A 20,433-nucleotide genomic window follows, 5' to 3' on the forward strand; every position below is an offset into this window, starting at 1 on the left:
GGGCAGTCAGAGAGGGAACAGGGCGTCACGACGCCGTTCGATGTCTTGCAAAAAACGCGCGACGAACATCAGCGAGCGCACCGCTTCTGCCGCCCGAGGGGCATCTGGGGCGTCGTCCAAAGCACGGGCCACCGTCTCGAACAAGCCGCGTTGTCGGGCCTGAACTTCAGCGTGGAGGCGATCGATGCTCTCTTCGTCGCCGGCCTCGTCCAAGGACTCTCGCCAGTGCATCTGCTCCATCAAGAAGGCGCTGCACATGCGCGTGTTGCTCTCGGCCTCGATCGGGACACCGCGACGCTCACACAGATAAGCCGCGCGCCGCAGGGGATCTCGCAACCGGCGGTAGGCTTCGTTGACCCGCAGCGCCCACTGCATGGCTTGCGCCTGCGTGCCCGCCCCCTGCCCCACATGGCGATCCGGGTGGACCTGCGCTGCCAAGCGCTTCCAGCGGGCGTCCAGATCCGCGCGGTCCAGTCGATACCGCTCTGGCAAGCCGAAGAGGCTGAAATCGTCGCTGGAAAGGTTCATGGGGATCAAAAACAAACGCGGCCATGGGGCCGCGCCTGCCCTGTGACTTGGTCGGTCAAACGCGGAACGACTCGCCGCAGCCGCAGCGGTCTTTTTCGCGCGGGTTGATGAACTTGAAGCCCTCGTTGAGGCCCTCGCGGACGAAATCCAACTCGGTGCCATCCAAGTAAGGCAGACTTTTTGGGTCGATCAGCACCTTCACCCCGTGGTCCTCAAACACCACGTCCTCGGCGGCCACTTCGTCGGCGTACTCCAGTTGGTAGGCCAAGCCTGAGCAGCCGGTCGTCTTGACCCCCAAGCGGACCCCAACGCCTTTGCCGCGCCGGGTCAGGTTGCGGTTGACGTGCTTGGCGGCAGCCGCCGTGAGCGTGATGGCCATGGCAGCGCTCAGTTCGATGCCACGCCAGTCTTCTGGCGGTAATCGGCCACGGCGGCCTTGATGGCGTCCTCGGCCAAGATCGAGCAGTGGATCTTGACCGGCGGCAGCGCCAACTCTTCGGCGATCTGGCTGTTCTTGATGGCCATCGCCTCGTCCAAGCTCTTGCCCTTGACCCACTCCGTGACCAGCGAGCTGGAGGCAATCGCCGAGCCGCAGCCATAGGTCTTGAAGCGCGCGTCTTCGATCAAGCCCGTGGCGGGATTGACCTTGATTTGAAGCTTCATCACGTCGCCGCAAGCCGGTGCACCCACCATGCCGGTGCCCACGGCGTCGTCGCCTTTGTCAAACGAACCCACGTTGCGCGGGTTTTCGTAGTGGTCCACGACCTTGTCGCTGTATGCCATGTTGTTGTCCTCAGTGTGCCGACCACTGAATGGTCGACAAATCGATGCCGTCTTGGTGCATTTCCCACAAGGGAGAAAGCTCGCGAAGCTTGGCCACACGGTCCTTCAGGGTGGCCACCACCTCGTCGATCTCGGCCTCCGTCGTGAAGCGCCCGATGGTCATGCGCAAGCTGCTGTGTGCCAGCTCATCGGAGCGCCCCAGCGCGCGAAGCACGTAGCTGGGCTCCAGGCTGGCCGACGTGCAAGCCGAGCCCGACGACACAGCAATGCCTTTGATGCCCATGATCAGCGATTCGCCTTCGACGAAGTTGAAGGAGGCATTGACGTTGTGGGGCACTCGACGCGCCGTGTCGCCGTTGATGTAGACCTCTTCGATGCCCTTGAGCCCGTCCAACAGACGCTGCTGCAGTGCTCGGATGCGCGGCAACTCCACCGCCATCTCTTCCTTCGCAATTCGGTAGGCCTCGCCCATGCCCACGATCTGATGCGTGGCCAAGGTGCCCGAGCGCATCCCACGCTCGTGCCCGCCGCCGTGCATCTGCGCCTCCAGCCGCACGCGGGGTTTGCGCCGGACGTAAAGCGCCCCCACGCCCTTCGGCCCGTAGGTCTTGTGCGACGCCAAACTCATCAAGTCGACCGGCAACACGCCCAGGTCCAGCGAAATCTTGCCAGTGGCTTGGGCTGCATCGACGTGGAAGATCACCCCATGCTCCCGGCACAAGGCGCCGATGGCGGCGATGTCCTGAATGACCCCGATCTCGTTGTTCACGGCCATCACCGACACCAGCAGCGTCGTCGGACGAATGGCCGCCTTGAGCGCCTCAAAATCGATGAGCCCATCGGGCTGCACATCGAGGTAGGTCACCTCGAAACCTCGGCGCTCCAGTTCCCGGCAGGTGTCGAGCACGGCTTTGTGCTCGGTCTTGACCGTGATCAGGTGGTTGCCGCGGCTTTTGTAGAACTCGGCCGCTCCTTTGATCGCCAGGTTGATGCTCTCGGTGGCGCCACTCGTCCAGACGATTTCTCGGGGGTCGGCATTGATCAAGGCCGCCACCTGTTCGCGCGCTTGTTCCACCGCGGCTTCCGCCTCCCATCCGTAGGCGTGGCTGCGGGAGGCCGGGTTGCCGAAATGCTCGCGCAACCAGGGAATCATGGCGTCCACCACGCGGGGGTCCACCGGGGTGGTGGCCCCGTAGTCCATGTAAATCGGAAGGTGCGGAGTCATGGTCATCGGTTCAAACAACAATCACTTGCTGAGCACATTGCCCAGCGCAAACACGGAATTCGGCCCGGTCACCCGGATGGGGCGCACCACCGGATTGGGCGAAATGGCACGCTTCAAGGGGGTGCCCTCCTCCAGCGTGAAACCCTTGGCCCTTTGCTCGTCCACCAAGTGGCGCAGGCTCACGCCATTCAAGAACACCAACATGTGGTCGTTCAATCGGGTCCACAGCTCGTGGGTCAGGCAACGACCGCTGTCGTCCCCCATGCAATTTTCCTTGCCCCCGCAGCCCGTGGCGTCCAGAGGCTCGTCCACGGCCAAGATCACGTCGGCCACGGTGATGTCCTCGGCGCGCCGTCCCAAGCTGTAACCGCCGCCTGGCCCCCGGGTGCTTTCCACCAGTTCAGCGCGTCGCAACTTGCCGAACAGTTGCTCGAGGTAGCTGAGTGAAATCTGCTGGCGCTGGCTGATGGCCGCCAAAGCCACAGGGCCGTTGTGCTCGCGCAGGGCGAGATCGAGCATGGCGGTGACAGCGAATCGGCCTTTGGTGGTCAGTCTCATGGTGCGCACTCCTGCGGCTGGTGGAACTTGGACTGGGCGAAACCGTTTCGCCGCTGCTCGAATCCACCGGGATAACCCGCGGAAAAGCCCGAGCAGTTTAGTCGCCTATGGGCTGCAGTTTTGTCCAAGACAAACAACCTTGCGCCAATCAGGGGTATAGAACCCTTCTGTGCCCAACACCGGCGTCCCTTCACACAGCGTCGCGTCCGCCCGCCCCAAACAGTTGCTCCTTCAGCGCCACCAGCTGATCTCGAAGCCGGGCCGCTTGTTCGAACTCCAAATTCCGAGCGTGTTCGAACATTTGCTTCTCCAACTGCTGGATCCGCTTGCTGGCCTCCTTCTCGCTCAAGCCCGCCAAGTCAGGCAGCGCCACACCTTGCTGAGCGTCGCGGCCCTTGTCGCTGACGACCCCATCGATCAGCTCCTTGATCCGTTTGGCCACCCCCTTCGGCGTGATGCCCTGCGCTTGGTTGTGGGCCAACTGCTTGGCGCGACGGCGCTCCGTCTCACCAATCGCCCGCCGCATGGAGTCGGTGACCCGATCGGCGTACAGCAAGGCGTGACCGTTCAAGTGGCGAGCCGCCCGCCCAATGGTCTGTATCAAGCTGCGCTCACTGCGCAAGAACCCTTCCTTGTCGGCGTCCAGGATGGCCACCAAGCTCACCTCAGGGATGTCCAGGCCCTCCCTCAAGAGGTTGATGCCCACGAGCACGTCGAAGGTGCCCAAGCGCAAATCCCGGATGATTTCGACGCGCTCGACGGTGTCCACGTCAGAGTGCAGGTAGCGAACCTTCACGCCGTTTTCGCCCAAGTAGTCGGTGAGCTGCTCGGCCATGCGCTTGGTCAGCACCGTGACCAGCACCCGCTCTTGCGCGTCCACCCGCAAACGGATCTCACCCAGCAGGTCATCGACCTGCGTCGTCGCCGGTCGGACCTCGACGACCGGATCGACCAAGCCGGTGGGACGAACCACCTGCTCTACCACCTGGCCTGACTGCCGCTTTTCGTAGTCGGCCGGCGTGGCGCTGACAAACACGGCCTGCCGCATCTTGCGCTCGAACTCTTCGAACTTGAGCGGCCGGTTGTCCAGCGCCGATGGCAAGCGAAACCCATACTCAACCAGGGTCGTTTTGCGAGCGCGGTCGCCGTTGTACATGCCCCCGAATTGGCCGATCAGCACGTGGCTTTCGTCGAGAAACATCAGCGCATCGCCCGGCAGGTAATCCACCAAGGTCGGCGGCGCCTCGCCCGGTGCCGACGCACTCAAGTGACGGGTGTAGTTCTCGATGCCCTTGCAATGACCGACCTCTTGCAGCATTTCCAGGTCGAACCGCGTGCGCTGCTCCAGTCGCTGGGCCTCGACCAACTTGCCGTCGCGCACGAACTCACCAACGCGCGTTCGAAGCTCTTCTTTGATGGTCTCGATGGCGGCCAACACCCGCTCGCGCGGCGTCACGTAATGGCTGCTGGGATAGACCGTGAAACGCGCCAGCTTTTGTCGCACGCCGCCCGTCAATGGGTCGAAGAGGGCCATGCTCTCGACCTCGTCGTCGAACAGTTCGATGCGCAAGGCCAACTCCGAGTGTTCGGCGGGAAACACATCGATGACATCCCCACGCACGCGAAAAGCACCGCGCGTGAACTCGATCTCATTGCGCGTGTATTGCATGCGCACCAACTGCGCGATGAGGTCGCGCTGCCCGATTGCGTCCCCAACCCGAAGCGTCATGACCATCTGGTGGTAATCGCTGGGGTTGCCGATGCCGTAGATGGCACTCACGCTGGCCACGATCACCACGTCACGACGCTCCAAGAGGCTCTTGGTGCAGCTCAATCGCAGCTGTTCAATTTGTTCGTTGATCGCGCTGTCCTTCTCAATGAACAGATCGCGCTGCGGAACGTAAGCCTCGGGCTGGTAGTAGTCGTAGTAGCTGACGAAGTACTCAACCGCATTTTTGGGGAAGAAGTCCCGAAACTCGCTGTACAGCTGGGCTGCAAGCGTTTTATTCGGCGCGAACACGATCGCCGGTCGACCCAGCCGCGCGATGACGTTGGCCATGGTGAACGTCTTGCCCGAGCCAGTCACGCCCAGCAAGGTCTGGTACGCCAGGCCGTCCTGCACACCCTCCACCAGCTGGGCGATCGCGGTGGGCTGATCGCCTGCCGGCGGAAAGGGTTGGAACAACTGGAACGGCGAGCCCTCGAAGGCCACGAACTCACCCTGCGGCGGGCTGTTTTCCAAAGCGGCTTCGGATTTGGCGGAGGCTGTCATCGGGTATTCCCTAGGCTCGCAGGGTCGGCCGCCTAGAATCGCAGCCCCATTCCCACGCAAAGCCTTCGAGCCTACCGCGCCATGTCCGTGTTTGCAGCCGTCACCCTCGCTCCGCGCGATCCGATCCTGGGCCTGAACGAACAGTTCAATGCGGACACGAGGGCCGACAAGGTCAACTTGGGCGTTGGCGTGTACACCGATGCTCAAGGCAAGTTGCCCCTGTTGGCCAGCGTGCAAGCCGCTGAAGCCCGCTTGGCAGCGAGCCCAGCGCCTCGCGGCTACCTGCCAATCGACGGTTTTGCCGCCTATGTCGCGGCGGCGCAAAAACAAGTATTCGGAACCCAAAGTGCCGCCCTCGCGGCCCGACGCGTGGCCAGTTTGCAAGCCCTTGGCGGCACAGGCGCGCTGAAGGTCGGCGCGGACTTTCTGCACCGACTGAACCCCAAGGCCACGGTGTGGATTTCGGACCCGAGCTGGGAAAACCACCGGGCCTTGTTCAGCAATGCCGGCTTTGAGGTGCAGACCTACGCCTATTACGACGCCCAAGGGCAAGGCATTGCCTTCAACGCCCTGTTGGCAGACCTCGGCCGCGCCAAAGCCGGCGACGTGGTGGTTTTGCACGCGTGCTGCCACAACCCCACCGGGTACGACCTGACGCAAGAGCAGTGGCAGGCCGTGATTGCCCTGCTCCAAGCGCGCGACCTGGTGCCCTTCATGGACATGGCCTACCAGGGCTTTGGCCAAGGGCTGGACGCCGATGCCTACGCCGTTCGCGCGCTGGACGCGGCTGGCATGAGCTTCGTGGTCGCCAGCAGTTTCAGCAAGAGCTTCAGCCTCTATGGTGAGCGCGTGGGCAGCTTGCACGTGGTGTCGCAAGACGCTGAAGAAGCCTCCCGCGTGCTGAGCCAAATCAAGGTGACGGCTCGCACCACCTACTCCAACCCTCCCACGCATGGCGCCAAGGTGGTGGCCACGGTGCTGGGCGATGACGCCCTGCGCGCGCAGTGGGAGCAGGAACTGGCCGGCATGCGCGATCGGATCGCGCAGATGCGCGCCGGCTTGCGCGAGGCCCTGGAAGCGGCCGGGGTGCGCCAGAACCTGGACTTCATCACTCGCCAACAAGGCATGTTCAGCTACTCGGGTCTGTCGGCCGCCCAAATGCAACGCCTGCGCACGGAGTTTGGGGTTTATGGTGTCGATTCGGGGCGTTTGTGCGTCGCGGCCCTGAACAGCGGTAACTTGCCACGCGTTGCCGCAGCCGTGGCGGCGGTTCTGCAAAGTTGACATTGCTGCGGCGCAGCATTTTTGTCAATTTGAGCGACACTGGGCCTCCTTAGCGGAGGCCTTTTTCATGCTGTACCAGCTCTACGAAACGCAACGCGCTTTGCTCAGTCCTTTCGCCGAGTTCTCGTCGGCGGCCGCACAGCTGTACACCAATCCGCTGTCGCCCTTCGCGCACGGCATGCTGGCTCCGCGCGTGGCGGCGGGACTGGATTTGATGCACCGCCTGGCGAAAGCCTACGAAAAGCCAGCCTTCGGCATCGAGACCGTCGACGTGGATGGCGTGCCGGTGGCCGTTCAGGAGCGTGTGGTCGTCGAAAAGCCCTTTTGCCGGCTGCTGCGTTTCAAGCGGTTCACCGACGACGCCGCGCAACTTGCCCGCATGAAAGACCAACCCACGGTCTTGGTGGTGGCGCCTCTGAGTGGGCACCACGCCACGCTTTTGCGCGACACGGTGCGACAACTCTTGCGCGACCACAAGGTCTACATCACCGACTGGACCGACGCACGCATGGTGCCCCTGGAGGTGGGTCCGTTTCATTTGGACGACTACGTGGCTTACGTGCGGGAATTCATCCAGCACATTGGCCCCAAGGTTCACGTGATCAGCGTTTGCCAGCCCACCGTCCCTGTGTTGGCCGCCGTCTCCTTGCAGGCGACAGACGGGCAAATCGTGCCACGCTCCATGACCATGATGGGCGGGCCGATCGATGCCCGAAAGAGCCCCACCGCGGTCAACAACTTGGCGATGAACAAGAGCTACAGCTGGTTCGAGAACAACGTCATCTACCGCGTACCCACGAACTTTCCTGGCGCAGGCCGCCCGGTTTATCCGGGGTTTTTGCAACACACCGGGTTCGTGGCCATGAACCCAGGGCGCCACCTCAGCAGCCATTACGACTACTTCTTGGACTTGGTCCGCGGCGACGACGAAGGCGCCGACAACCACCGAGAGTTCTACGACGAGTACAACGCCGTGCTGGACCTCCCGGCCGAGTACTACCTCGACACGATCCGCGTTGTCTTCCAAGACTTTGCCCTGGTGAACGGCACGTGGGACGTGGCCGGGCAGCGCGTGAGACCCCAGGACATCACCGGCTGCGGCTTGCTGACGGTGGAGGGCGAGTTGGACGACATCTCGGGGGCCGGTCAAACCGAAGCCGCCCATGAACTGTGTACCGGCATTCCCAAAGCGCACCAGAAGCACCTGACGGTACAGGGGGCTGGCCACTACGGCATCTTCAGCGGCAAGCGCTGGCGCAACATCGCTTATCCGGTGATCCGCGATTTCATCCAGGTGCACGACAAGGCGGCAAACCCACCGAGCAAAGCTCCCGCGCGAAAGCGCAAGGCGGCGTGACGCCGCAACAACGGGCGCTGGCGGACCAGATCGACGCGGCGCTTCCGCAAACGCAGTGCACCCGCTGCGGGGAGCCCGACTGCCGTCGCTACGCCGAAGCCATCGCCGTGGGGGCCGCCCCCATTAACCGTTGCCCGCCCGGCGGGCAAGCCGGTGTTGGTCGGCTGGCCCAGATCGTTCGACAACCGGAGCCGCTGCTGGACCCCGAATTTGGTATCGAGGCCGAACGCGCAGTGGCGGTCATCGACGAGTCTTGGTGCATCGGCTGCACCCTGTGCATCAAGGCCTGTCCGGTGGACGCGATATTTGGTGCGCCCAAGGCCATGCATGCGGTCATCGGGCCCGACTGCACCGGGTGTGAGCTGTGCCTTCCCGCCTGCCCCGTGGACTGCATTCGCATGGACACCGTGGAAAGCGGCCGCACCGGTTGGGACAATTGGTCCCAAAACGCCGCGGACCTTGCGCGCCAGCGCTACCTCGCGCGCGGCGATCGATTGGCGCGCGAGGCGGTTGAGCAGCAAGCGCGGCTCGAGGCCAAAGCCCGCCACAAGCTGGCCCACTTGGACGAAATGACCCTGGGGGCCGATGACGTCGACGAAAAGGCGCGCAAGCGCGCCGTGATCGAAGCCGCCTTGGCCCGTGCGCGCGCCAAAGCGCAGCGATGATGGCGGGATGAAGCCCGCCGCCATCGACGCCTTCTTCGCCACCCTACAAACGGCAAATCCGACCCCGGAAACGGAGTTGGTGTTCGCCAGTCGCTTCGAATTGCTGGCGGCCGTGCTGCTGTCCGCCCAGGCCACGGATGTGAGCGTCAACAAGGCCACCCGGGCCCTGTTTGCCGTCGCCCCCACCCCCGAGCGAATGCTGAAGTTGGGGGAGGCCGGCGTGATCGAGCACATCAAGACCATTGGCTTGTTTCGCAGCAAAGCCAAGCACCTGATCCAGGCCTGTCGCCTGCTCGTGGAGCGCCACCACGGCCAAGTGCCTCGCGACCGCGAGGCCCTGGAGGCCCTGCCAGGCGTGGGTCGAAAAACCGCCAACGTGGTGCTCAACGTGGCCTTCGGCGAGCCCACCATGGCCGTGGACACCCACATCTTCCGCGTGGCCAATCGCACGGGTCTTGCCCCAGGCAAGACCCCCCTGGCGGTGGAACAAGGCCTGCTGCGGCGAATCCCTGTGCGTTACCTGGAAGACGCCCACCATTGGCTCATCCTGCACGGGCGCTACGTCTGCCAAGCCCGAAAGCCGCTGTGCCATGCTTGTCAGGTTCGCACCCATTGCGACCACGGCCGACTCACGGCCATGCCCTCATGAAAACCCACCGCATCGAAGTCCAGAAGTTCAAAGCCGCCAGCAACTCAGGGCATGGCGACGTCACGTTCAAGGTGGACGCCATCGTTGCTTCACAAAGTCCACGCAGCGAGGACGAAGTGCCCAGCACCTTGCTGATCATGTCGGAGGCCAACGCGCGCGTGCTCATGGCCCTGCTGAAAACCCAACTTGCCGCCTTCGACGGGCGCAAGGCCCGGAGCCAACGATGAGCCACCTGCCGAAGTACGACCCCGCCTCTGACGTGCGACCGCTGAGCGACGACGAGTTGTCCGAGTTGGACGATGTGTTGGCGCAGTTGCCCAGCGACGCCGCCATGAACATCGAAGCCCTGGACGGGTACTGCACAGCGCTCTTGCTAGCCCCCCAGCCTTTGTCCACCTTGAACGCAGACGACTGGTTGCCGCTGGTCTGGGGAGGTGACGGCGAAGGCTTGGCTCCATTTGCCAGTGGTAAGCAGCGCAAACGGGTCGCCATGGGCGTGCTGCGCCACATCAGGCACCTGGACCATGTGCTTCACCACGACCCCGACGCGTGGGAGCCCATCTTCAGCGTGGCCGAAGCCGACGACGCGGAATGGGTGGATGCCGAGGACTGGTGCCTGGGATTCCTCAGTGCGGTGGACCTGGATGCCGAAGGCTGGGCTTTGCAATGCCGTGCGCCCGAAGGGCAGGCCACGCTCCAAGCCATCGCCGCACTGGCTGGCGAGGGTCCGGACGGACAGGACTTGTCCTTGGACACCCGGGATGCATTGGGTCGCGGCTTGCCAGAAGCCGTCCTGGGCCTGCGCCGTGGCTGAGACCGAACGGCTGTCCCTAGAATCCGGCTCCCTCCTCCCCGATTCGCGCCCTCATGGCCACGCTGTCCGACCTGCTGCACCGCGTTGAGCGCCTGCTGCTGCGCCACGATGAACTCGTGCGGACCAACACCTTGCTGACGGAGCAACTGGCCGCGGTGACCCAAGAACGCGACAGCCTCAAGTCGCGTTTGGCGGCGGCGCGCAACCGCATCGACACGCTGCTGGAGCGCATTCCCACCGAGGGCTCGGGGAGTCCATCGCCATGAAACAACTCGAAGTCAGCATCATGGGCCAAAGCTACCTGCTGGCCTGCCCGGCAGGTGGCGAGGCGGCCCTCACCAAGGCCGTGGCCAAGGTCGACGAAGAGATGTGCGCCATTCGAGACGCTGGCAAGGTGCGCGCGCGCGAGCGGATTGCCGTTCTGGCCGCTTTGAATTTGGCCTACCAACTCAGCAGCCAGCCCAGTGCGGCACCCAGCAGCGCAACGGCTGGCGCAGAACCGACCACCGACGGGGCCCTTCCCGACCTCGCCAACTTGGTAGCGCGACTTGACCAGGCCTTGGCCGCAGACGGCAACCTGCTCTGAGCGAGAATCCCGCTGTCCATCGCGTTCGCGCGGGCTTTTATTTCCTTGAACCGATGCTCTTATGAGCCTGGGCTTGGAACATGCTCGGTGGGCGTGATCGTCTCGCGTCAGACGAACCCGAAGCCTTGCTGACCTCGCCCCCCTGTACCCCTAGGGTTCAGGACTGCGGCCCGCGGTGCGCGGTGGACACCTCTTCTTCTCCGCCTCTCTCATGACGCAGCAGACCTGGCTGATGAAGTCGGAGCCCGATGAGGCCTCCATCGACGACCTTGCTCGCAGTGGGCGCCTGCCCTGGACGGGGGTGCGCAACTACCAAGCACGCAACTTCATGCGCGACGCGTTTCGGGTCGGCGATCGCGTGCTCTTCTATCACTCTTCGTGCGCCGAACCGGGCATCGCCGGGCTCGCCGAAGTTTGCAGCACACCCTACCCCGACCCCACCCAGTTCGACCCCACGAGCCCTTACTTCGATCCGAAGAGCAGGTCCGACGCGCCGCGCTGGATGCTGGTCGATGTGGCGTTCGTGGCCAAGACGCCGCTGCTCAGCCTGACAGCCCTGCGGGCAGCCCCCGACCTGGCCGACTTGACCGTGCTCCAGAAGGGCAGTCGCCTCTCCATCACCCCCGTGACGGCCGAGCAATGGCAGCGATTGGCGCCCAAGCTGGGGGTGTCGGCGTGAGCCTGGAATTGCTCCTGGCCTTGCTGGCGCTGGGCATCGCGACTGGATTCCTGGCGGGTCTCTTGGGCATCGGCGGGGGCATGTTGCTGGTGCCCTTCTTGACGGCACTGCTGCAAGCCAAAGGCGTGGCGGAAGCCCTCGCGGTGAAGATGGCCATCGCGACCTCGATGGCATGCATCGTGGCAACGGCCACGTCCAGCCTGCGGGCCCACCACCGGCGCGGTGCGGTGCGCTGGGACCTCGTTCGCGGCTTGGCCCCGGGTGTGGTGCTGGGCGGCCTGCTCTCGGGCGCAGGCCTGTTCGCCGTGCTCAAAGGCCAGGTGCTGGCCGGGGGTTTCGCCGCCTTCGTGGGCGTCTCCGCCTGGCAAATGTGGCGGGGTGCACAGCCCCGGCCAAGCCGCACGATGCCCGCATGGCCCGGTCAGGTGGCGGTCGGCGGGGGCATTGGACTGCTCAGCGGCTTGGTCGGCGCCGGTGGGGGATTCGCCTCCGTGCCCTTCATGGCCTGGTGCAACGTGCCCATTCACCAAGCGGTCGCCACCAGCGCGGCCCTCGGCCTGCCCATCGCGGCCGCCAGCACCCTCGGCTACGTCATCAGTGGTTGGAACTTGCCCGCTGCGTTGCCGGGTGCCTGGGGCTACCTCTACCTGCCGGCATTGGCCTGCCTCATGCCCGTGACCGTGATGATGGCCCCATGGGGCGCCAAGGCCGCTCACGCGCTTCCCATTGCCCAACTCAAGCGCGCGTTCGCGCTCGTGTTGGCGGCCTTGGCCGCTTACATGCTGACCAAGGCCCTCTGAGCGGAATCAGGTCAATGAAATGGCGGCCAAGGCCACTTGGTTGCATCCCCGCCGCTGCGCTTGTCGCAAGGCCTGTTCGCTGGCCTGCAACAACTCGCCTTGCGATGACGCGGTGTGGGGAAAACTGGCCACGCCCATGGACACGCTGAGCCCCAGGTCGCGCCCCTCGGCCGCGACGATTTGCTGCGCGCATTGACGGCGCAGGTGCTCCATGCGCGAGTGCGCCGTGGCAAGCCCCACCCCCGACAACAGAACGCCGAAGCACTCGTCGTCGATCTGACAGGCAGCGTCCATCGCCCGGGTGTTGGCCCGCAACAAACGGCCCAAAGCTTCCCGCTGGGCCGGCTGAATGTTCGGCGCTCCGCCATCGATGGCAATGAGAACCAGCGAGAACTCGCGGTGCTCCCGCGTGGACAGGTCGATTTCCCGCTGCAACACTTCGTCAAACAGGCGACGCTGTTGAAGCCCGGTGGCCTCGTCGCGCCCCGCCCCCTGCTGGGCCTGGCGACGCAACACCTCCATCTCGCCCTGGTGCTGCTCGATCTGCGTAAGCGCCTTCTGGAGTTGCGTTTCTCGCTGCCGCTCGTGGCTTCGGTCCCACCAAAGCGTCAGCAGGTGGCGCTCATCGAGCGCTTGGCGAACGAGGGTGAAATCGCGGCGGCGACCACTGAGTTCGATGCGGTGCTCGTTGGACTGGGCATGCCCCTGGCCCATCACCTGCAATTCCACCCGTCGCATGGCAGCGGCCTCGTCAGGGCGCATCAATTCGTTGTCGCTGGAACCGACCACGCTCGACTCCGAACGCTCGAACAAGCGATCCAGCCCCGGCGAGGCGTAGACGTACTGCCCGTTGCTCATCTGCTTGACGGACCACAGGACGCCGAGCGCCTCCATGGATTGGCCCATCAGACGCGCCACGCTGTCGCCGGTTTGCTGAGCAAACCAAGGGGCCGGGGTGTCGTCGGTCGGTGCGGGCATGTCGGAACGGTGGCGCAGGGCGAGGTGGTTGAAGTGTGGGCGGAAGGCCGCCCGAACGGGGCGCAGTCTCACCCCACGTTCTCGGGGTGGCTAGCATCGTCGCCCATTGTCCCGTGGGTTTCTGCCGCATTTGCCATGGTTTTCTGGTTCCGTCTGTGTTTTGTTCTGGTGTGGATGGGGGCCGCCGGGGCGTCGGCGTCTGAGTTGCGTTTGCGCCTCTTGGCCACCACCGACCTCCACATGCACCTGCTGGCGCACGACTACTACCAAGGCCGTACGACGGCGCAACACGGCTTCGCCCTGACCTTGGCCCTGATCGAACAAGCCCGGCGCGAAGCGCCCAATCATTTGCTGTTCGACAACGGTGACCTACTTCAGGGCAGCCCATTGGGCGATCAGGTGCATGCGCAGGGCGTAGGACAGGGGCATCCGGCGTACCGCTTGCTCAAGGCCGTGGGTTACGACGCCGCGAGCTTGGGCAATCACGAGTTCAACTACGGCCTGCCCTTTTTGCAGGCTGCGACCCAGGCGGCTGGCTTCCCCGTGCTGAGCGCCAACGTGGTTTGGCCTGACGGACGAGGCCCGGTGTTCCAAAGCAGTGCGCTTTTGAACCGGCAGTTCGTCGACGAACGCGGTCAGCCACACCACCTTCGCATTGGTGTCGTCGGGCTCACGCCGCCACAGATCATGGCCTGGGATCACCAACACCTGGCCGGACGCGTGGAGGCGCTCGACATGGTGAGCGTCGCCAGCGAGGAGGTTGCCAAGCTGAAGCGAGCGGGGGCGGATCTGGTCGTCCTGCTGGCCCACACCGGCATCGATGTGAGCGGCCGCAACGGTTTGGAGCATGCGGCACAGGCCTTGGCGCGCATCCCAGGCGTGGATGCCTTGGTCCTCGGCCACGCCCACGCGGAACTGCCCGGCCCGCACTACGCGGGCGTGGACGGCGTGGACGCCCAACGGGGCCTGATCCATGGACGTCCTGCCGTCATGCCCGGTCGTTGGGGCGACCACCTGGGCCTCATCGATTTGCGCCTCGAAAGGCGGACGCGTGGGCCGTGGCGCGTGGCCCAGGCCCAGGTGTCGTTGCGCCAGGTCAGTGGGGTGCCGCGGGAGTTGCCCGACGTGGGGGTGGCAGAGGCCCACCAAGCGACGGTCCTGCGCATGCGCGAGGAACTGGCTCAGACCACCTTGCCCCTGCACACCTACTTCGCCCAAGTGCAGGACAGCCTGGCGGTGAAGCTCGTGGCGCGGGCGCAGGCGTGGCACGCCCAATCCTTGCTGGCCGGCACAGCCTGGGCCACGTGGCCCCTGGTTTCCGCTTCGGCACCGTTCCGCGCGGGCGGACGCCAGGGCCCCAATGCCTACACCCACGTGCCACCCGGTCCGCTGACCCGCCAGCACGTGGCCGACCTGTACCCCTACCCGAACAGCCTGAAGGTCTTGAAGGTCACGGGCGCCGAACTCCGCGAATGGCTCGAGCGCAGCGCCGGACAGTTCGTCCAAATCGATCCTTCAGGACCTGACGCGCAGTCGGTGCTCGCCAACGACCACCCGTCCTACAACTTCGATGTGCTGGACGGTCTGGATTACGAAATCGACCTGACCCAACCCCGGCGCTACGACCCCCAAGGGGTGTTGGTGGCACCCAGCGCGCGACGCGTTCACAACTTGCGATGGCAAGGTCAGCCCGTGAGCGACGCGCAAGCGTTTTTGCTGGTCACCAACAGCTACCGGGCCACCGGCGGCGGTCAATTTCCAGGCACGGGGCCTGACCGGATTGTGTTGAACACCGAAGACGACCTGCGTGACGTGGTCGCGCGCTACTTGCAGCAACTCGGCACGGTTCGCCTCCCAGAGGAGTCGAATTGGCGCCTGCGCCCGGTTCCCGGCGTGCACCTGCAATTGCGATCTGCCGCCGTGGCACGCGAATGGGTCAAGGCACCTTGGCGCTGGGTGCGGGACGAACCCGGGGGATGGGCCCTGTACGAGATGCCTCCGGTGCCGTGACGCCTGGGCGGCGCCGGGCCTCAGGCGTAGATGTCCAACATCACGCCGGAGAGGCGCAATTGGGTTTGCAGCACACGCAGATTGGCCACGAATTGGTAAGCCGCAGTGCGTTGGGCCAGCAACTCACGCGCCAAGTCTGGGTCCTGCTGTTGCAGTTGCAATTCGCTGTTGGCGCCTTGGTTCAGCGGCGGGCGCTCGGTGGGATCGCTCGACATGAGTCGGCCCGATGCCGTGGCCAGGTTGTTGGCGGACGCACGCAAACGCTCCTGCGCCACAGCCAGGCCGGCCAACGCGGTGGAGAGTTCAACAGCCATGGGGCGATCCAACGAAAAGGGGCCAAACAGGCCCCCATTATTTCGTTTGCCGCCCTGGCTGACTAGCTGGAAGTGGCCTCGGCAGCCTGCTGAACCACAAAAATCCGCACGCAATCCCCGCCGGAGGCCTTCGCTTCGCCGCACGCCAGCGAGGCGGCGGCCAAGACCGCGTCCGGGGTTTCCAGGGTGGGATGGAGCAGCACCACGCCCACGCTGGCCTTGGTGCGCGCCCGGTGCAGGCCCCAACGCAGCCGGAATCCATGGACCGCGCTGCGGATCTTTTCGGCCACGATTTCGGCGTAGTGCTGGTCGCAATCGGGCAGCAAAACGGCGAACCGATCCTTCTCGATGCGGGCGACGGTGTCCGAGGCTCGAACCTTGGCCTGCAGCAACTGGCCAAGCCCGTAAAGGAAGTGATCGGCGGTTTCCGTGCCCATGCCACTCACGATCTCGCCGAAGTTGTCGAGATCGATCCAAAGCACCGACACCGGCTCGCTGCGCCGGCTGCCGACGTGGTCGGAAAGTCGCCGTTCAAACTCGCGGCGGTTGGAGAGTTCTGTCACGGGGTCGTGTTTCGCGGTCCAGGTCGGCGCGAGTCGCGCTGCGCGCGCCGCCGTCACGTCTTGGACGATCCACAGCGCCTCCCCGTCCACGCCGGCCCAATCGACCGGACTGGCCTGGATGCGGCCCCAAAAGCGGCTGCCATCGCGGCGCACCAACTCGAACTCGTCGTCCACGACCTGGCCGGCCTTGAAGCTGGTGCCAAGCCGTTCCAACCAGGTGTTGTGGCTGGGGTCACTGACAAAAACCGCCCGCGTCTCTGCGCCCTTCAAGTCATGGTCGTCCACATGCCCGAACAGGTGATTGAAGGATTCGCTGACCTCGACGAAGCGTTGCGCCGCGACAAAAGCCATCGCGATGGGGGCGCGTTGCATCAGGGCAGCGAAACGAGGGTCGTGGGCGCTCATGCGAACTCCTTCCAAGGAAGCTTGATCTTCCGCCATGGCAAGGTCGGGTCAAGCAAGGCAAATCCCTACGGGGCGATGGCTTCGGCCCAATCCACGAGGTCCGACAACAGGCCTTGCGCCCGCTCGTCGTCCTCGCGTTCGGCCTGCAGGGCGTCGATGCGGTCCAGGTACTGCGCCAGGCTGAGCCGCCCTGTCCCCCCACGGTTCAGGCGCTCTGCGCGCTCCAGGTCCCACTGTGCACGCTCGGCGTCGCTCAAGTGCTCGGGGTGATGTCGAGCGCGGTAGCGCCACAGCAGCGTGTCCAGTCTCGGGTCGTCGAAGCCCATGCGCCCGGCATGCACCCGCTCGGCCAAGGTCGCCGCGTCCAGTTGCCGGACCTGGTTCAACAGGCGTCGGTCGGCGTCCCCGACGAAACCCCCGTAGAGGTTGCTTTCGGGGTCGTCATCGGCACTTTCATGGGGAAGGAAGACGTCGGACCAGAGGCCGTCCAGTTGGCGGCCGCGATCGCGCAAGCACTCGGCGTGTCGCAACGCTCGCGCACGGTCGATGCCCCAGCGCTCGGCTTGGGCATCGCGCAGGGTGGCCAAGCTCGAGACCACGAACGGCGACTTGTTGACGTGGATGGTCTTGATCGGCAAGCGCGTGCTGCCTTCGGGCAAGTCCTCCTGCCGCACGAACAGGCGAGCGCGGATCGCCTCCGGGCGCAAATCGAAGAGTTCGGCAGGGTCGGCACTCAAGTCCCAAACGATGAGTTCGTTCTTGTTGCGCGGGTGCAGGCCCAAGGGCCACACCATGGCGATGCAGCCGCGATCCACGCCGTAGCGCCCCGACACGTGCAGCAAGGGCCGCGCTTCGTTGCCAATCTCGGCCCAAACGGCCTCCTTCTTGTGCAACTTGAACGCGAAGTCGAACAGCCGCGGATGGTGCTGGCGGATCAATCGCGCCAGGGCGACGGTGGCACGCACATCGCTCAAGGCATCGTGGGCCGCCTCGTGCTGCAACCCGTTCGCCTGGGTCAGGCGCTCCAGCTTGAAGCTCGTCTTGCCGTCGTCGCCGGTGGGCCATTGGATGCCCTCGGGGCGCAAGGCATGCGTGGCTCGAACGAGGTCCAACAGGTCCCAGCGGCCACACTGGTTCTGCCACTCCCGTGCGTAGGGGTCGATGAGATTGCGCCAGAACAAGTGGCGCGTGACCTCGTCGTCGAAGCGCAAGGTGTTGTAGCCCACGCCCACGGTGCCGGCATGGCCCAAGGCACGCTCAATGGCCGCGGCGAAGGCCGGCTCGGGCACGCCCAAGCGCGCACAGTCCTGGGGCAGGATGCCCGTGAGCAGGCAGGCCTCAGGGTCCGGCAGGGTGTCGCTGAGCGGCTGGCAATGCAGGTTGACCGGCTCGCCCACCTCGTTCAATTCGGCGTCGGTGCGGATACCTGCGAATTGCGCGGGGCGGTCGTGGCGGGGCGATCGCCCGAAGGTTTCGTAGTCGTGCCAAAAGAAGCTGTGCGCCATGGGCTCAGCATAATCGGCGGCCCCGCGTCCGGCCCTGACGGCGCCCCCATGAAAGCCTTGACTTGAACCCACTCCCCTTCTTGGCCCGGCACCGTCGCCTGTTGCTGTGGGGCCTGGTGGCACTGCCCCTGGTGCTGGCATTGACCGGGGGCCTGGTGGCCGCCGCTCTATGGCAGCAATTGCCCGCCTTGGACCGCCTGACCGACTACCAGCCCAAGGAACCGCTGCGCATCACGACGGCCGACGGTGTGCTGATCGGAGAGTTCGGCACCGAGCGGCGCCGCTTCGTGCCCTTGGCGGAGATCCCGAAGCCTTTGCAAGACGCGCTGTTGGCCGTGGAAGACACCGACTTCTGGCACCACGCCGGCTTGGACTACAGCGGCATCGTGCGGGCCTTGTGGCGCAACTTGACCCACAGCGGCCCCAAGCACGGGGCGTCGACGATCACACAACAACTGGCGCGCGACACCTACCTGACCAAGGAACAGAAGTGGACGCGCAAGGCGATCGAGGCCTTGTTGGCGGTCAAGATGGAGCGGGAGCTCAGCAAGGCGCAAATCCTGGAGATCTACATGAACCAGATCTTCATGGGGAACCGGGCCTACGGCTTCGCAGCAGCGGCCGAGCGCTACTTCGGCAAGGAGCTGGGCCAGCTCAACACCGCCGAGATGGCGCTCCTGGTCGGCCTGCCCAAAGACCCGGTGCGTTTGAACCCAGTCACCCACTTGGAGCGGGCCAAGCGGCGCCAAGCCGTGGTGCTCGACCGCTTGGCCGTGGTCGGCTTGATCACCCCCGCCCAAGCCACAGCAGCAAAGGCCGCGCCCTTGATCATCAAGCGCCCCAAGCGTTTGTCCAGCATCGCCGACCATGCGGCGGAAATGGTTCGGGCCGAGGTCGTGGCCCGTTTCGGTGAGGATGCGTATGCCCGAGGCCTGCAAGTCACCACCACCCTGCTGGCGGCCGAGCAAACGGCGGCACAGCAAGCCCTTCGCCGTGCCTTGTTCGACCTGGAGCGACGGCAGGCCTTTCGTGGTGCCGAGGGCCAGTTCGATGTGGGCGGGGGCGCCGAGCCCGACGAGGAAGGCCTTGACGCCGCCTTTGCCCGGCACCCCGACCTGGGGGAACTGCGCGCCGCCGTGGTGCTGCGGCTTGACAAGGGCCAAGCCGAGCTGGTGCTGAGCGATGGGACGAAGGTCCAGCTGGCGGGCGCTGCGCTGCGCCCTTTGCTGGGGTCTCCACCCGATGCCAAGCGGCGCGTGCAGCGCGGGTCGGTGGTGCGCCTGTTGGCGGTGGGCAAGGACTGGGCCGTCAGCCAAGCACCAGAGGCCGAAGGCGCCGTGGTGACCCTGGACCCTCAAACCGGGGCTGTGCGTGCCTTGGTCGGCGGCTTCGACTTCGCGCGCGCCCAGTTCAACAACGCCACCCAGGCCTACCGGCAGCCCGGCTCCTCGTTCAAGCCCTTCGTGTACTCCGCGGCGATCGAAGAAGGCGCCTGGGAAGGCACCGAGGTCAGCGACGAACCCATCGAGATTGGCGACTGGGCGCCCAAGAACTACGACGGCAAGTACGAAAGCAGCCTGACCCTGCGCCAGGCGCTGGCCCGCTCGAAGAACATGGTCACCATCCGCTTGCTCCAAGATTTGGGAGTGCCCCGGGTGCGGGCCTGGGTGGGGCAGTTCGGCCTGGAGCAAGCGAAGCAGCCGCAGAACCTGACCCTGGCCTTGGGGTCCGGCTCGGTCACCCCCCTGCAAATGGCCCAGGCTTACAGTGCCTTCGCCGCCGGCGGCAAGGTGCCACCGGTGCAACTGATCGAACGCGTGACCGACGCCCAAGGGCAGGTGCTCTGGCAAGCAACGCCTGGCGAGCCCAAGCAGGCCATCAGCGAGCGCAACGCGTTCATGACCGCGCAATTGTTGTCGGCCGTGATGCGGGAGGGCACAGGCGCGCGGGCCTCGGGCCTGCTGAACCGCTGGGACCTGTACGGCAAGACGGGCACCACCAACGACGCCATGGACGCTTGGTTCGTGGGCTTCCACAAATCTCGTGCCGGCGCCGTGTGGATCGGCTACCCCAACCCACGGTCGCTGGGCGAGCGGGAAACGGGCGGCGGATTGGCCCTCCCCGTTTGGGCAGCGACCATGGCCGCGGCCTTGAAGGGCGTGCCGCTGGCACCGCTGGAGCCCCCGCTAGAGGGCCTCGTGCAAGACGGCGCGCATTGGTTCTACGAAGAGTTTTCGGGCGAACAAGCCCTGAAACGCATCGGCCCTGCGCCGGCAGAAGCCGCCAGTGCCCCAGAGACGGAGCCTGCCTCTGCGCCGCCCTGAAGGGCTGCCCGGCGCCAGCTGCCGGGCCACGCCTAGACGGTGTTGAGGCGGGGTCGGACTTGCCTTACACCTCCGTGAAGGCCCCGATGCCCCTCACTGCGATTCAAGCGGCGGCGCGAAACGCAATGGCTGCC

22 protein-coding genes and 1 other RNA gene are annotated in these 20,433 nt (G+C 65.2%); 13 read left to right on the plus strand and 10 right to left on the minus strand.

Annotated elements, in window-relative coordinates; all coding sequences use genetic code 11:
• Nucleotides 1-6: 6 nt before the first annotated feature.
• From hscB to uvrB, 6 genes are all read right to left on the minus strand, one after another.
• Complete coding sequence (gene hscB, locus EOD73_RS02960; RefSeq protein ID WP_127680706.1) at nt 7-528, minus strand: Fe-S protein assembly co-chaperone HscB; 522 nt, start codon at nt 526-528, stop codon at nt 7-9.
• A 55-nt stretch (nt 529-583) separates the two neighbouring features.
• Nucleotides 584-907 carry an iron-sulfur cluster assembly protein IscA gene (iscA, locus tag EOD73_RS02965; RefSeq protein ID WP_127680708.1) on the minus strand — a complete coding sequence of 108 codons (324 nt, stop codon included), beginning with the start codon at nt 905-907 and terminating at the stop codon, nt 584-586.
• Between the two features lie 8 nt (nt 908-915).
• Nucleotides 916-1,311, minus strand: coding sequence for a Fe-S cluster assembly scaffold IscU (gene iscU / locus EOD73_RS02970; RefSeq protein ID WP_127680710.1), 396 nt, complete (start codon nt 1,309-1,311; stop codon nt 916-918).
• Between the two features lie 10 nt (nt 1,312-1,321).
• Nucleotides 1,322-2,542: an IscS subfamily cysteine desulfurase gene (locus EOD73_RS02975; protein ID WP_127680713.1), complete on the minus strand. Its 1,221-nt coding sequence runs from the start codon at nt 2,540-2,542 to the stop codon at nt 1,322-1,324.
• Nucleotides 2,543-2,557: 15 nt separating this feature from the next.
• On the minus strand, nt 2,558-3,094 hold the full coding sequence (locus EOD73_RS02980) for a Fe-S cluster assembly transcription factor (RefSeq protein WP_127680714.1): 537 nt from the start codon (nt 3,092-3,094) through the stop codon (nt 2,558-2,560).
• Between the two features lie 190 nt (nt 3,095-3,284).
• Nucleotides 3,285-5,366, minus strand: a complete 2,082-nt coding sequence (gene uvrB, locus EOD73_RS02985; protein ID WP_127680716.1) for an excinuclease ABC subunit UvrB — start codon at nt 5,364-5,366, stop codon at nt 3,285-3,287.
• A gap of 81 nt (nt 5,367-5,447) precedes the next feature.
• Between uvrB and EOD73_RS02990 the strand changes: the two genes are divergently transcribed.
• The 11 genes from EOD73_RS02990 (at nt 5,448) to EOD73_RS03035 (ending at nt 12,200) form a co-directional block, all read left to right on the plus strand.
• Nucleotides 5,448-6,650: an amino acid aminotransferase gene (locus EOD73_RS02990; protein ID WP_127680718.1), complete on the plus strand. Its 1,203-nt coding sequence runs from the start codon at nt 5,448-5,450 to the stop codon at nt 6,648-6,650.
• 67 nt (nt 6,651-6,717) lie between these two features.
• Nucleotides 6,718-8,007, plus strand: coding sequence for a polyhydroxyalkanoate depolymerase (locus EOD73_RS02995; protein ID WP_127680720.1), 1,290 nt, complete (start codon nt 6,718-6,720; stop codon nt 8,005-8,007).
• Complete coding sequence (rsxB, locus tag EOD73_RS03000; RefSeq protein ID WP_127680722.1) at nt 8,004-8,672, plus strand: electron transport complex subunit RsxB; 669 nt, start codon at nt 8,004-8,006, stop codon at nt 8,670-8,672. The genes EOD73_RS02995 and rsxB overlap by 4 nt, the downstream gene beginning before the upstream one ends.
• A gap of 7 nt (nt 8,673-8,679) precedes the next feature.
• On the plus strand, nt 8,680-9,321 hold the full coding sequence (nth, locus tag EOD73_RS03005; RefSeq protein ID WP_127680724.1) for an endonuclease III: 642 nt from the start codon (nt 8,680-8,682) through the stop codon (nt 9,319-9,321).
• Nucleotides 9,318-9,548 carry a hypothetical protein gene (locus tag EOD73_RS03010; RefSeq protein WP_127680726.1) on the plus strand — a complete coding sequence of 77 codons (231 nt, stop codon included), beginning with the start codon at nt 9,318-9,320 and terminating at the stop codon, nt 9,546-9,548. The genes nth and EOD73_RS03010 overlap by 4 nt, the downstream gene beginning before the upstream one ends.
• Nucleotides 9,545-10,135, plus strand: coding sequence for a UPF0149 family protein (locus EOD73_RS03015; protein WP_127680728.1), 591 nt, complete (start codon nt 9,545-9,547; stop codon nt 10,133-10,135). The genes EOD73_RS03010 and EOD73_RS03015 overlap by 4 nt, the downstream gene beginning before the upstream one ends.
• A gap of 53 nt (nt 10,136-10,188) precedes the next feature.
• The gene (locus EOD73_RS03020) at nt 10,189-10,401 is read left to right on the plus strand and encodes a DUF904 domain-containing protein (protein WP_127680730.1); all 213 of its coding nucleotides are present in this window, start codon (nt 10,189-10,191) and stop codon (nt 10,399-10,401) included.
• Nucleotides 10,398-10,721: a cell division protein ZapA gene (locus EOD73_RS03025; RefSeq protein ID WP_127680731.1), complete on the plus strand. Its 324-nt coding sequence runs from the start codon at nt 10,398-10,400 to the stop codon at nt 10,719-10,721. Before EOD73_RS03020 ends, EOD73_RS03025 begins: the two co-directional genes overlap by 4 nt.
• 10 nt (nt 10,722-10,731) lie before the next feature.
• A non-coding RNA gene (gene ssrS / locus EOD73_RS18045) (6S RNA) lies at nt 10,732-10,914 on the plus strand.
• An 18-nt stretch (nt 10,915-10,932) separates the two neighbouring features.
• Entirely contained in the window at nt 10,933-11,400 is a 468-nt protein-coding gene (locus tag EOD73_RS03030) for an EVE domain-containing protein (protein WP_127680733.1), read from the plus strand.
• Nucleotides 11,361-12,200 (plus strand): sulfite exporter TauE/SafE family protein, encoded by an 840-nt coding sequence (locus EOD73_RS03035; protein ID WP_127680735.1) that lies wholly within the window; start codon nt 11,361-11,363, stop codon nt 12,198-12,200. The genes EOD73_RS03030 and EOD73_RS03035 overlap by 40 nt, the downstream gene beginning before the upstream one ends.
• 6 nt (nt 12,201-12,206) lie before the next feature.
• On the opposite strand, the gene EOD73_RS03040 is transcribed toward EOD73_RS03035, so the two are convergent.
• Nucleotides 12,207-13,178, minus strand: coding sequence for a GGDEF domain-containing protein (locus EOD73_RS03040; protein ID WP_127680737.1), 972 nt, complete (start codon nt 13,176-13,178; stop codon nt 12,207-12,209).
• A gap of 174 nt (nt 13,179-13,352) precedes the next feature.
• On the opposite strand from EOD73_RS03040, the gene EOD73_RS03045 reads away from it, so the two are divergent.
• On the plus strand, nt 13,353-15,188 hold the full coding sequence (locus EOD73_RS03045; RefSeq protein WP_259370324.1) for a bifunctional 2',3'-cyclic-nucleotide 2'-phosphodiesterase/3'-nucleotidase: 1,836 nt from the start codon (nt 13,353-13,355) through the stop codon (nt 15,186-15,188).
• 20 nt (nt 15,189-15,208) lie between these two features.
• On the opposite strand, the gene EOD73_RS03050 is transcribed toward EOD73_RS03045, so the two are convergent.
• The 3 genes from EOD73_RS03050 to sbcB form a co-directional block, all read right to left on the minus strand.
• Nucleotides 15,209-15,502, minus strand: a complete 294-nt coding sequence (locus EOD73_RS03050) for a hypothetical protein (protein WP_127680741.1) — start codon at nt 15,500-15,502, stop codon at nt 15,209-15,211.
• Nucleotides 15,503-15,564: 62 nt separating this feature from the next.
• Nucleotides 15,565-16,470, minus strand: coding sequence for a sensor domain-containing diguanylate cyclase (locus EOD73_RS03055; protein ID WP_164845934.1), 906 nt, complete (start codon nt 16,468-16,470; stop codon nt 15,565-15,567).
• Between the two features lie 65 nt (nt 16,471-16,535).
• Nucleotides 16,536-17,975, minus strand: a complete 1,440-nt coding sequence (gene sbcB, locus EOD73_RS03060) for an exodeoxyribonuclease I (RefSeq protein WP_127680745.1) — start codon at nt 17,973-17,975, stop codon at nt 16,536-16,538.
• A gap of 62 nt (nt 17,976-18,037) precedes the next feature.
• Between sbcB and EOD73_RS03065 the strand changes: the two genes are divergently transcribed.
• Nucleotides 18,038-20,299: a penicillin-binding protein 1A gene (locus tag EOD73_RS03065; RefSeq protein WP_127680747.1), complete on the plus strand. Its 2,262-nt coding sequence runs from the start codon at nt 18,038-18,040 to the stop codon at nt 20,297-20,299.
• The last annotated feature ends 134 nt before the right edge of the window (nt 20,300-20,433 follow it).

This window comes from Inhella crocodyli, assembly GCF_004004565.1.
Lineage (GTDB): Bacteria > Pseudomonadota > Gammaproteobacteria > Burkholderiales > Burkholderiaceae_C > Inhella > Inhella crocodyli.

Coding starts and splice junctions, on each gene's coding strand:
- hscB (WP_127680706.1), bottom strand. CDS start 528: ATGAACCTTTCCAGCGACGATTTCAGCCTCTTCGGCTTGCCAGAGCGG.
- iscA (WP_127680708.1), bottom strand. CDS start 907: ATGGCCATCACGCTCACGGCGGCTGCCGCCAAGCACGTCAACCGCAAC.
- iscU (WP_127680710.1), bottom strand. CDS start 1,311: ATGGCATACAGCGACAAGGTCGTGGACCACTACGAAAACCCGCGCAAC.
- EOD73_RS02975 (WP_127680713.1), bottom strand. CDS start 2,542: ATGACCATGACTCCGCACCTTCCGATTTACATGGACTACGGGGCCACC.
- EOD73_RS02980 (WP_127680714.1), bottom strand. CDS start 3,094: ATGAGACTGACCACCAAAGGCCGATTCGCTGTCACCGCCATGCTCGAT.
- uvrB (WP_127680716.1), bottom strand. CDS start 5,366: ATGACAGCCTCCGCCAAATCCGAAGCCGCTTTGGAAAACAGCCCGCCG.
- EOD73_RS02990 (WP_127680718.1), top strand. CDS start 5,448: ATGTCCGTGTTTGCAGCCGTCACCCTCGCTCCGCGCGATCCGATCCTG.
- EOD73_RS02995 (WP_127680720.1), top strand. CDS start 6,718: ATGCTGTACCAGCTCTACGAAACGCAACGCGCTTTGCTCAGTCCTTTC.
- nth (WP_127680724.1), top strand. CDS start 8,680: ATGAAGCCCGCCGCCATCGACGCCTTCTTCGCCACCCTACAAACGGCA.
- EOD73_RS03010 (WP_127680726.1), top strand. CDS start 9,318: ATGAAAACCCACCGCATCGAAGTCCAGAAGTTCAAAGCCGCCAGCAAC.
- EOD73_RS03015 (WP_127680728.1), top strand. CDS start 9,545: ATGAGCCACCTGCCGAAGTACGACCCCGCCTCTGACGTGCGACCGCTG.
- EOD73_RS03020 (WP_127680730.1), top strand. CDS start 10,189: ATGGCCACGCTGTCCGACCTGCTGCACCGCGTTGAGCGCCTGCTGCTG.
- EOD73_RS03025 (WP_127680731.1), top strand. CDS start 10,398: ATGAAACAACTCGAAGTCAGCATCATGGGCCAAAGCTACCTGCTGGCC.
- EOD73_RS03030 (WP_127680733.1), top strand. CDS start 10,933: ATGACGCAGCAGACCTGGCTGATGAAGTCGGAGCCCGATGAGGCCTCC.
- EOD73_RS03035 (WP_127680735.1), top strand. CDS start 11,361: ATGGCAGCGATTGGCGCCCAAGCTGGGGGTGTCGGCGTGAGCCTGGAA.
- EOD73_RS03040 (WP_127680737.1), bottom strand. CDS start 13,178: ATGCCCGCACCGACCGACGACACCCCGGCCCCTTGGTTTGCTCAGCAA.
- EOD73_RS03045 (WP_259370324.1), top strand. CDS start 13,353: ATGGGGGCCGCCGGGGCGTCGGCGTCTGAGTTGCGTTTGCGCCTCTTG.
- EOD73_RS03050 (WP_127680741.1), bottom strand. CDS start 15,502: ATGGCTGTTGAACTCTCCACCGCGTTGGCCGGCCTGGCTGTGGCGCAG.
- EOD73_RS03055 (WP_164845934.1), bottom strand. CDS start 16,470: ATGAGCGCCCACGACCCTCGTTTCGCTGCCCTGATGCAACGCGCCCCC.
- sbcB (WP_127680745.1), bottom strand. CDS start 17,975: ATGGCGCACAGCTTCTTTTGGCACGACTACGAAACCTTCGGGCGATCG.